Consider the following 12,488-nt stretch of genomic DNA (forward strand, 5'->3'; position numbering starts at 1 on the left):
CCATGACCGAACTGCGCTCCGGCATCACCACCGGCACCTGTGCGGCAGCCGCCGCAAAGGCCGCGACCCTGCGACTATTCCGCGGAGACTCCCCTGAGAGCGTGGACACTCCCCTGCCCGACGGCAACCGGATCAGGGTGCCCATTGCCCGCATCGAACCGTCCGGCAAAGGTTGGCGTGCCACTGTCATCAAGGACGCCGGAGACGACCCCGACGTCACCGACGGGCACGAAATTCAAGCCACTGTCAGGCTGATTCACGAAGAGAAGGCTTTCAGCGTTACCTTGAGTGGCGGAAAAGGCGTTGGCACAGCGACTCTGCCGGGCCTGCCGGTTCCGGTAGGAGAGGCGGCCATCAACCCCGCGCCGCGAGAGCAGATCAAAACCGCCGCAATGGAAGCCGCGAATGGGCAGAAAAACGGCACCCTCGCCATAGTCATCGAGGTACCCGAAGGCGAACGGCTGGCCGAGGCCACCATGAACCCGAGGCTCGGCATCGTGGACGGCATCTCCATTCTCGGCACGCATGGCATCGTCAAGCCATACTCCCACGACTCATGGAAGGCCTCCATCGAGGAAGCCCTCGACGTGGCCAGAGCAGTGGGCGTGACAGAGCCCGTCTTCACCACAGGCCGACGCTCCGAGAAATTTCACGCCGCCCACTATCCGGGCACGACTGAACAGGCGATGGTACAGGCCGCGGACTTCTTCGCCTTTGCCATGCAGGCCGCTGCCGAACGCGGATTCCGTCAGGCGATCTGGGCGGTCTTTCCGGGCAAGCTTGTCAAGCAGGCGCAGGGCAACGAGTACACGCACGCCAAAACCCATCCCGTGGACTTTGACGAGCTGGCCGAGTGCTGCCGCGACGCGGGACTCGGCGCACACATCGCGGAAGAAGTCCGGCAGGCCAACACCGCCCGGCAGGTCTTTGACCAGTTGAAGAAGGAGTCCGGCTTCGCCATCCTGCTTGGCATGCTGCGCGACAGGGCGCAGGCGCATGCCGAGCGGTTTTCCGGCCACCGGATAGCCGTGCGGTACCGGGTCTACGACTTCGACGGCACCCGCTACCTCTAGAAAACTTTCCACCGACTTTTCTAGCCCTGGCCGGAAAACTCTTGTAGCCTGAAGAAAACATGCGATGGCTCCCGCATCTCGGGGGCAGGAGAATTCATATCATGTGGGGATTTTACGCAGCAATCTGTTCCGTGCTCGACAAGGCGCGCATCTGCCAGAAATGCAGGAAGAAGCAGGTAGTGGCCGCCAAGGACAGGAACAAAACCGTCACCTGCAAGTATTGCGGCGAGGACATCCCGCCGCCCAGGAAGTAACAGCCCCGGCGACCGCTCGGCCGCCGGGACAATCATTTCATGCCGCTAGGCGTTCAGCTTCTTCAGCAGCCACGCCATGTTCCGGCCCAGAATCTTCATGGTTCCGATACCCTCGTCATCACCCGTCACATCGCCTTTTTCCCGCCCGAAGCCCATGTTCCAGTAGTCGGCTCCGGGAACGATCATCTCGCCGATGAAGAAGAAGTGGTTCAGGGAGTTGAAGGTGTGGATGGCCCCGCCCCGCCGGGCCACGACCACACCGGCACCCACCTTGCGGGCCAGCATGTTGTCGTTGGCGCGGTTGACCATGCCGGCGCGGTCCACCAACGCCTTCATCTCGGTGGAGATGTTGGCGAAGTAGGTGGGCGAGCCGAGCACAATGCCGTCCGCCTCAAGCATGGCCGCGATGTATTCGTTGGCCATGTCCTTGTCCACGGCGCACTTCTGATCCTTGTTCTTGAAACATTTCATGCAGGCGATGCAGCCGCGGATATTCTTGCCGGACATCTCCATCATTTCGGTCTGGATGCCTTCTTTCTCCAGCTCGCCGAACACGGTGTTAATCATGGTGGCGGTGTTGCCGCCCTTCCGCGCGCTACCGTTAATTCCTATGACTTTCATGACGCCTCCTTAAAGGGGTTTCCAATCGGTTATGACCGGCGGCCCGGCAAGAACCGCTTCGAGTTTCGGGCCGAACTCCTTCATCCACGCCGCATCCTGGTGCGCCCTGAGCAGTTCCTCGGACTCCCAGCGCTCATAGAGCATGTAGCGCAGTCCGTCCTCGACGCTCACGTGCATGTCGTACTGCATGCACCCCGCATCCTTGAGGCTGTTTTCAACCAGTTCGGCAAAGGCCTCGCGGGCCTGCGCTTCCATGCCGGATCGTACCGTGAATGTAACGTGCACGGCCACGTTTTCTGTAGTTGCCATATTTCTACCACTCGTTCCTGTGGACACGTTCCGCCTTGTAGCGGGACTCGGCCGTCGGGTTTTGCGCAGGGTGGCCGATCACCACAAGCGCCAGCGGCTTGACGTTTTCGGGCAGCCCGAACAGACGGGCAAAGCCTTCCTCGCGCTCGACGATGGGATGAATGCCGGTCCAGACCGCGCCCAGCCCCTTGCCGTGGACGGCCAGCAGCATGTTCTGCACCGCTGCGGCGCAGTCCTGCGGCCAATAACCCGGGAACTTCTCAAGGCTCATGTCGCCGCAGACGAGGACTCCCAGCGGCGCCTTGGGCGCCATGGCCGCATACGGGTTCACGTCCTTGCAGGCTGCGAGCTTTTCCGGGTCGTCCACCACCACGAACTGCCACGGCTGGGCATTGCCCGCGCTCGGGGCCATCATGGCCGCTTCCAGAATATCTTTCACATCCGCTTCGCTGACCGGCTCGTCCGTATACTTGCGGATGCTGCGCCGGCTCCTGATTGCTTCCATTACTTCCATGATCGTCCTCCGATCGTTTTTGGTGCCTTCTTTACCTGTACACACTCTTCAGGCATAATGGCGAAGAACGCAAGTACGCACCTTATTGTTGTATAGTCACCAAAAAGATACCACACGGAGACACCATGTCTGAATGCGGACTCAAACATCTCGACGGCCGGGAGTACTACTGCGCCATGGAGCTGACGCTCCAGATAATCGGCGGCAAGTGGAAGCCGCTCATCATCCACCACCTCGGCCAGCAGGGAACGCTTCGGTTCAACGAACTTCGGCGCACCATGCCCACCATAACCCAGAAAATGCTTACGCAACAGCTCCGCGAGCTGGAAACCGACGGCATCGTGCATCGCGAGGTCTATCCGCAGGTGCCGCCGAAGGTGGAGTACTCGCTCACCGCACTCGGCCGGACCGTCACTCCGGTCATCAGCCGCCTGTGCGAATGGGGCAGCATGTACGAGGCCGAACGGCTAGCCGAAAAGCAGAACGAAGCAGCGCAGCACTCCGCGGACAAAAAATCCGCCGCATGACCGGGACTTGTCATTTCACGCCAACAAGGTATGCTCCAGCAACTTCCGGAGGTGCATAATGACGACCCGTACCCCGGCGTTTTCCTTCTCGGAACTTCGCCAAGGATGGCTGGATATCCGTCTTGAGGACGGCGATAAGGTTTGCGACTTCAGCGTGGCGTCCGTCTTCTCGGAACCGCTCAGGGACCTGTGCGACGCATTGGTGGACGCCCACGACGCCATGAACGGCGGCGTGCCGCCATACCATTTTGAGTTTGAATGGCTCGGTGAAGGCTGGATATATTTCTGGAAGCTTCAACCTGAAGGGGACGTCATCAAAGTCCACGCCAGCTTTGCAGGCAGTCGCATCGTGGGCGACTGTCCATCCATGGTCTGGAAGCTGGACACCGTCTTTGACCGCAACGCCTTTGCACGAGAAATCTGGTCAATGGGCGGTGAGATTCTCTCCAAACACGGTCTTGTGGGATACCGCCAGCTCTGGGGCCGCGACTTCCCGCTGGCCCAGCTGCTCGGCCTGCGCGAAATCATCGAGGACACTCCCATGACCGGGTGGGACAGCGAACTGAAGGCGCTCACCGCACTGGCCTGATTTCCCGACCCCACTTTTCCTCACCGCTTTTTCCGATACGCTTGGGTGAATATAGAAGGACACCCATGCGATACATTGTCTTATCCATTGTTTTTCTGGCTGCGCTGACGCTCACGGGACAGCCGTGCAGCGCCGACCACATCAAGGTCTTTGCCGAAGACCTGCCGCCGTATGCCTATGAGGAGAAGGAAGAGGCCGCCGGGTTCATGGTGGATATAGTCTCGGAAATCCTGCGCCGCCTCGGGCGGGACCCGCACATGGTCCGCCTTGTCCCCTGGGCCAGAGCCATGCAGGTTCTCATGGAGCAGAAGGAGGTGATACTCTTCCCGGTTCCGGGCAACGAGAATTACCAGTCCGCCAACCGCCTGATCGGGCCAGTGTACACGACCCGCCTGAACTTCTTCTGCCGGGCCGGAGAAAAGGGACGCTTCACAAGCCTTGAGGATGCCCGCAAGGCCGAACGCATCTCCGTCACCCGCAGCGGATACGCATTCGAGACCCTCCGGGGAATGGGATTCATGAACCTTGAGGAAAGCAACGGCCACCGCTTCGACTTCTACAAGCTGAAGGCGGGGCGGGCCTCGCTCGCCGTCATGGACCAAGCCCTGTTTCCGGGATTTCTCAGACGCCTCCCACGCCTTCAGCCCACGCAGTTTCAGGACACGGGCATCACCTTTGCCACCGTGGACATGTACATCGCCTTTTCCAACGACCTCGCCCCGGCAATGGTCATCCGCTGGCAGAGAATGTTCGATGCCATAAGGGCAGACGGCACCTACGAGCGCATTCTGAAACGCTATCTCTAGACTGGTGGCGCACAACCACACGCCGTGCTACCCTCCCATCGTGAAATCATACCGTGAGAGGCTGTGCCTCAACAACGATGAGTATACCGACTATCCCTTTAGCCCAATAGACGGAGGCCATACACATGACTGCAAACCAAGAGAGCATTATTCTCCTTGATGGTGGTACCGGCAGGGAACTCGAAAAGCAGGGAGCCTCAATTGATCCACCATTATGGTCTGCCAATGCTTTTTACAGCAACCCCGACATCGTCAAAGAAGTTCATAAATCCTTTATTAATGCCGGGGCTTCAGTCATCACGACAAACACCTATGCTCTGACGAGATACCATTTATCAAATGCGGAAAAACAGGGTGATCAGGTTGCATTGCTCGACATGGCCTATAGTCAGGCTCGGCAGGCGCGTGCAGAAACACATGACGGCGTTCGAATTGCTGCTTCAATACCCCCTTTATCAGAGTCCTACCGCGCAGATTTGGTGCCAGACAACACCGCGCTGGAAAAGGAATACGAGCTATTAATAGACCGGGCGATACACAATCAGGCAGACATACTGCTTGGTGAAACCCTCAGCCATGCCAGAGAAGCTCGTATGATTGCTAAAATTGCTCAGAAAACGACTATCCCGCTATGGATCAGCTTTACGGTCAATGAATCAGGCAACCTTCGGAGCGGAGAAAGCTTGGAGGAGACGGCAACGGAGCTGCTGGATCTTGGCGTGAAGGTCCTGCTGGCGAACTGTTCAACGATGCAAAACATCCATAAAAGCATGTCTATCTATCAAGCTTTGGCAACGGCTTTCGACTTTCAGTACGGAGCATACGGCAATCGCTATAATGAGATTAGAGAGGATTACAAACTGGAACTGAAATCAACGGAATTGAAGGAAGATCTCTCACCAGCACTATATACCGATGCCGCAAGACTATGGGTTGAGAAAGGTGCGACTATTGTGGGAGGCTGCTGTGGAATCGGCCCCGATTATATTCGGCACATCTCTCAAAACTTGCCGGTTTAGCCCGAGCTGAGAGCCGGGTCACCCCTTCGGGTCACTAATTGGCGCTTCTTGGGTGTCGGATGAAGGAGCCTTGCCCGCCCTCTGTGCCTGCTGGAGCATGGCGGAAAAACTAACCAAAGTACGCCAAAGCAAACGGCAGTCCTGAATGGTGGACCGCAACGAAGTTGGCTTGGCGAATGCACGCACATCAGTGGCAGCGTGTTCATCAACGACGACGAATCGGGCCTGCCCCACGACTGTGAAAATGGCAGATAAGGCGCGCCCCTCATCGCCGAACTCCTCTTCACCTTTCCCGATCTGTTTAAGGGTGTCCTCTCTCCACGCCCCCCCACTTCAGGACCACCGCCGCCAGATCAGGCGACACGCCCTCTGCCCATGCCGGGCTGACATGGGAATGCTCATCCGCGGACAGAAGATGGTTGATGCCATAAAGGCGGGCCCACGAGCGCATTCTGAAACGCTATCTCTAGGCCACGACCTTGGCATGACAACTCACACTGGCTCCCTATCGATCGAACACCTCGTCAAGCCAGTCGAAAAGGACCTGCCCCACCAAGCTGCGATTTTCCATGATGCAGTGGTTGGACGCCCCTTCATCGGAAGGCGTCACCACCAGCCTGCTGCGGGGATCACTCAAGCCGTCAAGTGCGACTTCCTGCTGACGCTGCACTTCCTTGCTGCGATATTCCCCCTCCCCGACAATCATGAGTGCCGGTGCAGCGATTTTTCCCGGGTCGAACGTGTTGCCCCGGTTGGCCTCAATGAGTTCGGAAGGCTCGTCAACGCCGTACCGCCAGCAAATGGACTTGACCACATCGGCGTGAAAAGAGCTCCAGGACTGCCGCTCTTCGGCCGTAGCCGTTGTAACAGGCATTGCGGCGAAGATAGGATAGCCGTCCACGACAGCCGAACTCATGGCAATGGCCTTGATGCGCGGATCATGCATGGCCGCCTGAGGAACGAACTGCCCGCCACCGCTGATGCCGAATGCCGCGAGACGCTCAGGGTCCACGTCCGAACGGCCGAGCGCGTAGTCCACCACGTTCTTCATGGGCACATAGGTGTCAGTACGAAATACAAGACCTTCAAGAGGCAACAGTCCCTGCCCCGGCAGATCGACGGTCATGAAGTTGTAACCGCGTTCATGCGCCTGAGGAGCAATGTAGAAGAAAAGGTCTTCGATAAAGGTCTCGCCACCGCCGATCATTATCAAGGTCGGGGCGGGCTTCCCGGAGTTTGCTGCCTTGCGAAAAAGACCGGGCAACACAGTGCCTTCAAAGGGAACCTCAAAATATTCCAACGGGGGGTCGAAGAGCGGCCCTGCCTTTTTCATCAGCGCGCGGCATTTACTCCCGCGTCTGGCCAGTTCGGGGTTATCCGGCAACATGCCCAAAAGGGAGAGGCGATAGTAATAGGCCGCTCGCAACAACTGATCCCGAGCGCTTACAGTGTGTCCACCGTCAAGGGATTGAAGCCCTCGAGCCTCTGCCCGCTCCGCTAAAGCACCCCATTCCCGTTGCCAGCTGGCACTGTCACCGTCGGTGATTCGGGACGCGGCATAAAAAGCCTCCCCGATCGCCACACCACCATTGACGGCAGACCCCAGAATGAGATTGCCAAAATGAAAGTCCATGTCACCGTCATGAAAAAAGTATTTGAAGGTGGTTGCGTGGGCGTCAAAGGCGTCCCCGCCTTCCGCGGCAGAAGCCTGCCCGACTCCCAGCAGGATCAAGACTGCCGCGACAATGCTGACGATTCTCCTTTTCATGATGACCTCCTATAGCCTGACAGGCAATTGCACATGATGGGTACTTTCCATGCTGCATACCGGAAGAATAGAATTCTTTGAACTGAAAACGCTCCAACCGATCATTCTGAAATGCGGCCGGGCTTGGTTTCACCCACTATCCCGTGCTATGGCTGCACCATGAGCGCACCCCTCAAGGACCACCCGTACCTGACCTACTACCTGCAGGACATCCTGTTCTGGTACCGCAACGGCTCGGCCGGTGGCAGCAGGGTCATCAACAGCCACATGAAGAATGTGCGCATCGCCCTGAAGGAGGCGCTGGCCTCACGCCCGGCGGTGGCCTGCGTCGAGGCGCAGACCAAACCGGTCTGCTTCCATCTGGAACGGGCGCTGGACAACGGACTGCACGGTCCGGCCTCGGGAACGACAAGGATGCTTTCACGCATCACCTCGTCGCTGTCATGGGGCTACGGGTATGAGCGCATGCCCAGAAACCTTGAGCAGAAGTACGCGTACAGCGAGCTCATGGGGCCGCGCGGGCTGGTACAGTTCGACCGGCTGATCCTCGGCGTCGTGCTGCTGGCTCCGGGCACCACCTATCCGGCCCACAGCCACGCAGGCATCACCGAGTCATACCTCTGCCTCAGCGGAACCCTTTCGCAAAACGACGCAGGCGTCTACGCGCCGGGTTCCATGATCTACAATCCGCCGGAACACAGCCACCGCATCACGACGGACAGAAAGGAACCCTGCCTGCTCTCCTATGCGTGGACCGGTTCCGAAGAAGCCCTCGCCAACCAGAACATGACCTTCAAACGCTGCTAGCGCGCACGAGAAAGCCCCGTGACGCTGACGAGTCGCCACGGGGCCAAAGCTGTCGGCTGATGCGTTCGCCTACTTGTACGCGGCGCGGATCGCGTCAAAGGCAGGCTCGCCGGAGACGGTCTTCACGCCCTCCAGCCACTTCTTCACGGTATCAAGATTGGTGGCAATCCACTTGCGGGCCACCGTTGCGGGCGGGATGTCCTCGTAGCCGTATTCGTAAATCCAGCGGCTCTGGGTTTCCGCCGTGACCTTGAACTGCTGCAGGAAGCGAAACGCCTCCGGGAACCGCTGCTGGAAATCATTGGACACGATGGTCTCGACCCAGGACTTGGTAATCAGTTCCTCGGAACCGGGGATGCCATCCAGGAACTTCATGTCGATCTTGACGGTCATCCAGTGTGGCTTCCAGGCATGAAACACGACCCAGTCGCCTTTCTTGACCTTGTTCTGGACCAACGAAAGCATCACCGGCGTGGTGCTGCTCACGAGCTCCCAGTCGCCCAGCCCGGCAAAGTCTTCCTTGACCATGGCCTCGGTGGTGGCGTGCATGGCGCTGCCGATTTCGATGGTGTGCATGGAGTGGTCGAACTTGTCGGCATTCTTGTCGAGGTCGGCCATGGAGGTGATGCCAGCCTCGTAGACGTAGCTCGGCACGGCCAGCCCGATGACGGCTTCGTCGAGGTTGACGCCCGCCACGGTGAAGCCGCCCTTCTCCTTGACCGGAGTGTACATTTCGTTCTGGCTCGGCAGCCATGCCGCAACACAGACGTCCACGTCGCCCGTGGTGATTCCCTTATAGATGATGGGCGGGCCGACCTCGTACTGTTCGGTGTCGTAGCCCATGGTATCCAGAATTTGCGTGACCACGGCGGTCTTGACGGTCACGCCGGGCCATGGCGGCACCCCGAAGCGCATGGTGTCGGCGGCCTGCGCCATGGTGTAGAAAAGAGAGAGAATCAACAGCAATGCGACGGTGACGATGGATTTCTTCAAGCTAGACTCCTGGTTACAATTCACGAAAGTTCCCAATCGACCGAAAGGGGGTTCGGGCGGAAACGGTCCGGATTTCCTGCCGGACGCACAGCAATGGTTATGGATTGTGATTACATATTGGAAAGGCGCACAAAGGTCAAGACAGCGTATTTTCAGCAGAATTTCCTGCGCCCAAATCCGAAAGATTCAGACTGCGAGCGCGCTGACGGGGCAAAGGCCAAAAAAAAAGACGCCCCGAAGGCGTCTTATGATGACCATTGGTCGTATCGGCTAACAGCCGCAGGAACCGCTGGAGCAGGCTCCGGGGGAACATCCGGCTCCTCCGCCAACCGGGTTGGCGGAATCCACGGTGAACCCGTAGTAGGTCATGTCAATCTTGATATCGCCGGTCTCGGCGGCCAGTTCCTTATCCACGAGGAAGGTGAACTCACCAATCTCGTTGACCTCGTCAGTGTCCTTAGGCTCATCCAGAGCCAGAGTCAGTCGAGGGCCAGCTCAGCCGCCGGATGCGAGGTAAACCCGCACCGGTGCTTTTTCTTTATCCGCAAAGTAGCTTTCCAGCTGCTTCTGTGCGGCTTCAGTCACATTGATCATCTACGTCCTCCTTATCATTGGCTGGGGAAGTAAGAGGTAAGCACGACCCATTTGTTTGTCAAATACAATCTGTCAGCCCGCCCCGGCTTTGGTTGACCCGCGAGGGCGCATGGATTATCTCAGGGCATCCCCTAACCGGAGGATTGAACAATGAAAGATTGCGGAACCATTCTGAATCGAAAGGAAATGACCCGGACGCTCGATCGTCTGGCATCCGAGATCGTTGAACGCCGGGGCGAAGACGAAGATCTGGCGCTCGTCGGCGTACAGCGTCGCGGGGCAGACCTTGCCGAACGCCTTCAGGCCCTGCTCGGCGAAAAGCTCGACCGCCGCGTTCCGCTCGGCAAACTGGACATCAACCTCTACAGGGACGACTGGACCACGCTGGATATTCAGCCCACCATCAACTGCACGGAGATTCCCTTCGACATCGAAGGCAAGAGCATCGTGCTCATTGACGACGTGCTGTTTTCGGGCCGCACCACCCGCGCCGCGCTGGAAGCCATTCTCGACTATGGCCGTCCGCGCCGCGTGGAGCTGCTGGTGCTCATCGACCGCGGCCATCGCGAGCTGCCCATTCAGGCCGATTACGTCGCAAGCGGGTGGACACCGGCGGCCGGGAGCACGTCAACGTGCTGGTGGACGAGCGCGACGGCGAGGACCGCGTCTGCCTGACCGGAAAATAGATCATGAGCTTCACCAAGGTCGAACGCGACAGCGAGCCCAAACCCTGCATCACCCTCATCGGCATGGCCGGGGCCGGGAAATCAACCCTCGCCCCACTGCTTGCCAAGGCCCTCGGCTGGGTGCACATGGATACGGACAGGCACCTCGAAGCCTTTTACGGGCGCCCGCTGCAGGACATCTACGATACATACGGCCATGAGGAGTTCCTGCGCATCGAGGAACGGCTCGTCAGCGAAATCTCGCTCTTCCGTACGGTCATCTCCACCGGCGGCAGCGTGGTCTACGGTGCCGAGGCCGTCACCCGGCTCAAGGAGCTCGGCCCGGTCGTCTTTCTGGAAATCGACGCCGAGACCTTCCAGAAGCGCGTGGGCGACGCCGAAGGTCGCGGGCTGGCCGTCGCACCCGGCAAGACCATGCTCGACGTGTTCGAGGAGCGCCAGCCCCTTTACCGCGAGGCCGCAGACGTCATCGTGCGCACTGACCGCTGCACGCCCGACGAGTGCGTGCAGGAAATTCTGGAACAGGTAGACATTTCATGAAAAAGCTGACCCCCAAGGCCGCCTACCGAAAACTGGGCGCCCTCTACAAGCGCATGGCCGACGAATACTCGGTCACGGCCAAGGCTGTGGGCCTGAGCTGCGAAGGCTGTACGGACAACTGCTGCCGCAGCTACTTCCAGCACCATACCTACATTGAGTGGGCCTACCTCTGGGAAGGGCTGAACAAGCTTCCGGCAGAAGAACGCGAAGCCATCCGCAAGCGGGCGGAAGACTATGTTTCCGAAGCGCAGGTCGCGCTGGGCAAGGGCGAACGCCCGGCGGCCATGTGTCCGCTCATTCGCGAAGACGGACTGTGCGGCCTGTACGAATACCGGCTCATGACCTGCCGCATGCACGGCGTGCCCAACATTCTCGTTCGCCCGGACGGGCGCGTGGCCTCCTTCCCCGGCTGCTGGAAGACACAGGAGCTGGCGGAACAGGCCGCCTCTGAGCTGCCGACCCTGAACCGCACCGCCATGCTGCGCGATCTCGCCCAGCTCGAAATGCAGTTCATGGGCAAGAAGCTGCAGGGCATGCCCAAAGTCGATCACACCATCGCGGAGATGATCATCATCGGCCCTCCGCAGTTCTAGACCGACCTCGCTCCCGATTTCACAAGGCGCCACGGATGTTACATCCGTGGCCGCCTCTTTTTTTTCCATTATCCCCCGCCCGAATGGGCACCATGCTCGTTTTAACCCTCTGCCATGCCATGATTATCATACCACAAGACGCTATTCATACTATGATGGACGAAAATGGACCGCCCCCCTTGACACCTATACCCCGTATGGGTATATGGAAAGTGAAGAATGTAACAAACGGCGTCCCTGAAACGGCTGGGGAGCTGGTGGGACGCTCAAGAAAACACCTTTCGGAGGTCAACGTGCGACGCAAGATCATGATTATCACCGGAGCAGTATTCCTGACCCTGGCCATGTTCTCCATGGCCTTCGCCATTGGCGGCGGCAACCCGCGCAAGGGCAAGTTCCTGTGGCGCAAGAACTGCCGCTCCTGCCACAGCCCTGAAGGTTCGGCGGGCGACCTGAACCCTGCGGACAAGACGCAGGCCGAATGGCAGAAGCTCTTCGAGTCCGGGAACATCCCCTGCAAGAAGGACTGGACCATCGGCGATGGCGACCAAAACGACATTTATACCTACCTGCATGATTTCGCCAAGGATTCCCCGACGCCTGCCAAGTGCAGCTAACAGGAACGGGACCCGTCAGGGGCTGCACGGCCCCTGACGTCCTTGGGGATTTTGGCATCAAGGAGGCTCAATGGCTGGCGCAAAGCGTGAAAACGGCCTGAACAGGCGCGACTTCTTCAAGGCCACCGGACTGGCCGCGGCTGCCGCAGCGGGCGGCACCATCGGCGGCCTGAAGGCG

17 protein-coding genes and 1 pseudogene are annotated in these 12,488 nt (G+C 59.0%); 12 read left to right on the forward strand and 6 right to left on the reverse strand.

Annotated elements, in window-relative coordinates; translation table 11 throughout:
* The first annotated feature begins 2 nt into the window (after positions 1–2).
* Complete coding sequence (cbiD, locus tag JCM12178_RS09290; RefSeq protein WP_054650778.1) at positions 3–1,073, forward strand: cobalt-precorrin-5B (C(1))-methyltransferase CbiD; 1,071 nt, start codon at positions 3–5, stop codon at positions 1,071–1,073.
* A gap of 101 nt (positions 1,074–1,174) precedes the next feature.
* On the forward strand, positions 1,175–1,327 hold the full coding sequence (locus JCM12178_RS18310) for a hypothetical protein (protein WP_157054852.1): 153 nt from the start codon (positions 1,175–1,177) through the stop codon (positions 1,325–1,327).
* A 45-nt stretch (positions 1,328–1,372) separates the two neighbouring features.
* Here JCM12178_RS18310 and JCM12178_RS09295 read toward each other — a convergent pair whose 3' ends face one another.
* The 3 genes from JCM12178_RS09295 to JCM12178_RS09305 are packed head-to-tail and all read right to left on the reverse strand — an operon-like array spanning position 1,373 to position 2,771.
* On the reverse strand, positions 1,373–1,948 hold the full coding sequence (locus tag JCM12178_RS09295) for a flavodoxin family protein (RefSeq protein WP_054650780.1): 576 nt from the start codon (positions 1,946–1,948) through the stop codon (positions 1,373–1,375).
* Positions 1,949–1,957: 9 nt separating this feature from the next.
* Positions 1,958–2,257 carry a putative quinol monooxygenase gene (locus JCM12178_RS09300; RefSeq protein WP_054650782.1) on the reverse strand — a complete coding sequence of 100 codons (300 nt, stop codon included), beginning with the start codon at positions 2,255–2,257 and terminating at the stop codon, positions 1,958–1,960.
* A 4-nt stretch (positions 2,258–2,261) separates the two neighbouring features.
* Positions 2,262–2,771 (reverse strand): nitroreductase family protein, encoded by a 510-nt coding sequence (locus tag JCM12178_RS09305; RefSeq protein WP_054650784.1) that lies wholly within the window; start codon positions 2,769–2,771, stop codon positions 2,262–2,264.
* Between the two features lie 125 nt (positions 2,772–2,896).
* Here JCM12178_RS09305 and JCM12178_RS09310 point away from each other — a divergent pair, with 125 nt between their 5' ends.
* The 4 genes from JCM12178_RS09310 to JCM12178_RS09325 all read left to right on the forward strand — a co-directional run bounded on the left by JCM12178_RS09310 (position 2,897) and on the right by JCM12178_RS09325 (position 5,712).
* The gene (locus JCM12178_RS09310; protein ID WP_054650786.1) at positions 2,897–3,298 is read left to right on the forward strand and encodes a winged helix-turn-helix transcriptional regulator; all 402 of its coding nucleotides are present in this window, start codon (positions 2,897–2,899) and stop codon (positions 3,296–3,298) included.
* A 58-nt stretch (positions 3,299–3,356) separates the two neighbouring features.
* A complete protein-coding gene (locus tag JCM12178_RS09315; protein WP_054650788.1) occupies positions 3,357–3,887 on the forward strand; it encodes a hypothetical protein in 531 nt (176 codons plus the stop codon).
* A gap of 65 nt (positions 3,888–3,952) precedes the next feature.
* Entirely contained in the window at positions 3,953–4,693 is a 741-nt protein-coding gene (locus JCM12178_RS09320) for a substrate-binding periplasmic protein (protein ID WP_054650790.1), read from the forward strand.
* Positions 4,694–4,818: 125 nt separating this feature from the next.
* Positions 4,819–5,712: a homocysteine S-methyltransferase family protein gene (locus JCM12178_RS09325; RefSeq protein WP_054650792.1), complete on the forward strand. Its 894-nt coding sequence runs from the start codon at positions 4,819–4,821 to the stop codon at positions 5,710–5,712.
* A 505-nt stretch (positions 5,713–6,217) separates the two neighbouring features.
* Here JCM12178_RS09325 and JCM12178_RS09330 read toward each other — a convergent pair.
* The gene (locus tag JCM12178_RS09330) at positions 6,218–7,480 is read right to left on the reverse strand and encodes an alpha/beta hydrolase (protein WP_054650794.1); all 1,263 of its coding nucleotides are present in this window, start codon (positions 7,478–7,480) and stop codon (positions 6,218–6,220) included.
* A 159-nt stretch (positions 7,481–7,639) separates the two neighbouring features.
* On the opposite strand from JCM12178_RS09330, the gene JCM12178_RS09335 reads away from it, so the two are divergent.
* Positions 7,640–8,287: a dimethylsulfonioproprionate lyase family protein gene (locus JCM12178_RS09335; protein ID WP_218185645.1), complete on the forward strand. Its 648-nt coding sequence runs from the start codon at positions 7,640–7,642 to the stop codon at positions 8,285–8,287.
* A gap of 69 nt (positions 8,288–8,356) precedes the next feature.
* On the opposite strand, the gene JCM12178_RS09340 is transcribed toward JCM12178_RS09335, so the two are convergent.
* Both JCM12178_RS09340 and JCM12178_RS19625 read right to left on the reverse strand, forming a co-directional pair.
* Entirely contained in the window at positions 8,357–9,280 is a 924-nt protein-coding gene (locus JCM12178_RS09340; RefSeq protein WP_054650798.1) for an ABC transporter substrate-binding protein, read from the reverse strand.
* 270 nt (positions 9,281–9,550) lie between these two features.
* A complete protein-coding gene (locus tag JCM12178_RS19625) occupies positions 9,551–9,874 on the reverse strand; it encodes an IscA/HesB family protein (protein WP_245628697.1) in 324 nt (107 codons plus the stop codon).
* Positions 9,875–10,024: 150 nt separating this feature from the next.
* Between JCM12178_RS19625 and pyrR the strand changes: the two are divergent.
* From pyrR to JCM12178_RS20855, 5 genes and pseudogenes are all read left to right on the forward strand, one after another.
* Positions 10,025–10,560 (forward strand): annotated as a pseudogene (gene pyrR, locus JCM12178_RS09350) (bifunctional pyr operon transcriptional regulator/uracil phosphoribosyltransferase PyrR).
* Positions 10,561–10,563: 3 nt separating this feature from the next.
* Entirely contained in the window at positions 10,564–11,100 is a 537-nt protein-coding gene (gene thrB / locus JCM12178_RS09355; protein WP_054650800.1) for a homoserine kinase, read from the forward strand.
* Positions 11,097–11,693 (forward strand): hypothetical protein, encoded by a 597-nt coding sequence (locus tag JCM12178_RS09360; RefSeq protein WP_054650802.1) that lies wholly within the window; start codon positions 11,097–11,099, stop codon positions 11,691–11,693. The genes thrB and JCM12178_RS09360 overlap by 4 nt, the downstream gene beginning before the upstream one ends.
* A 293-nt stretch (positions 11,694–11,986) precedes the next feature.
* Complete coding sequence (locus tag JCM12178_RS09365; protein ID WP_054650806.1) at positions 11,987–12,310, forward strand: c-type cytochrome; 324 nt, start codon at positions 11,987–11,989, stop codon at positions 12,308–12,310.
* 70 nt (positions 12,311–12,380) lie between these two features.
* Positions 12,381–12,488 (forward strand): twin-arginine translocation signal domain-containing protein (locus JCM12178_RS20855; RefSeq protein WP_157054854.1); only part of this gene is annotated, 108 nt, incomplete at its 3' end.

It is taken from the genome of Salidesulfovibrio brasiliensis JCM 12178 (assembly GCF_001311825.1).
In the GTDB taxonomy this organism is placed as follows: Bacteria; Desulfobacterota; Desulfovibrionia; order Desulfovibrionales; family Desulfovibrionaceae; genus Pseudodesulfovibrio; species Pseudodesulfovibrio brasiliensis.

Excerpts from the sequence above, each read along its gene's own strand:
- cbiD (WP_054650778.1), top strand. The coding sequence starts at position 3 with ATGACCGAACTGCGCTCCGGCATCACCACCGGCACCTGTGCGGCAGCC.
- JCM12178_RS18310 (WP_157054852.1), top strand. The coding sequence starts at position 1,175 with ATGTGGGGATTTTACGCAGCAATCTGTTCCGTGCTCGACAAGGCGCGC.
- JCM12178_RS09295 (WP_054650780.1), bottom strand. The coding sequence starts at position 1,948 with ATGAAAGTCATAGGAATTAACGGTAGCGCGCGGAAGGGCGGCAACACC.
- JCM12178_RS09300 (WP_054650782.1), bottom strand. The coding sequence starts at position 2,257 with ATGGCAACTACAGAAAACGTGGCCGTGCACGTTACATTCACGGTACGA.
- JCM12178_RS09305 (WP_054650784.1), bottom strand. The coding sequence starts at position 2,771 with ATGGAAGTAATGGAAGCAATCAGGAGCCGGCGCAGCATCCGCAAGTAT.
- JCM12178_RS09310 (WP_054650786.1), top strand. The coding sequence starts at position 2,897 with ATGTCTGAATGCGGACTCAAACATCTCGACGGCCGGGAGTACTACTGC.
- JCM12178_RS09315 (WP_054650788.1), top strand. The coding sequence starts at position 3,357 with ATGACGACCCGTACCCCGGCGTTTTCCTTCTCGGAACTTCGCCAAGGA.
- JCM12178_RS09320 (WP_054650790.1), top strand. The coding sequence starts at position 3,953 with ATGCGATACATTGTCTTATCCATTGTTTTTCTGGCTGCGCTGACGCTC.
- JCM12178_RS09325 (WP_054650792.1), top strand. The coding sequence starts at position 4,819 with ATGACTGCAAACCAAGAGAGCATTATTCTCCTTGATGGTGGTACCGGC.
- JCM12178_RS09330 (WP_054650794.1), bottom strand. The coding sequence starts at position 7,480 with ATGAAAAGGAGAATCGTCAGCATTGTCGCGGCAGTCTTGATCCTGCTG.
- JCM12178_RS09335 (WP_218185645.1), top strand. The coding sequence starts at position 7,640 with ATGAGCGCACCCCTCAAGGACCACCCGTACCTGACCTACTACCTGCAG.
- thrB (WP_054650800.1), top strand. The coding sequence starts at position 10,564 with ATGAGCTTCACCAAGGTCGAACGCGACAGCGAGCCCAAACCCTGCATC.
- JCM12178_RS09360 (WP_054650802.1), top strand. The coding sequence starts at position 11,097 with ATGAAAAAGCTGACCCCCAAGGCCGCCTACCGAAAACTGGGCGCCCTC.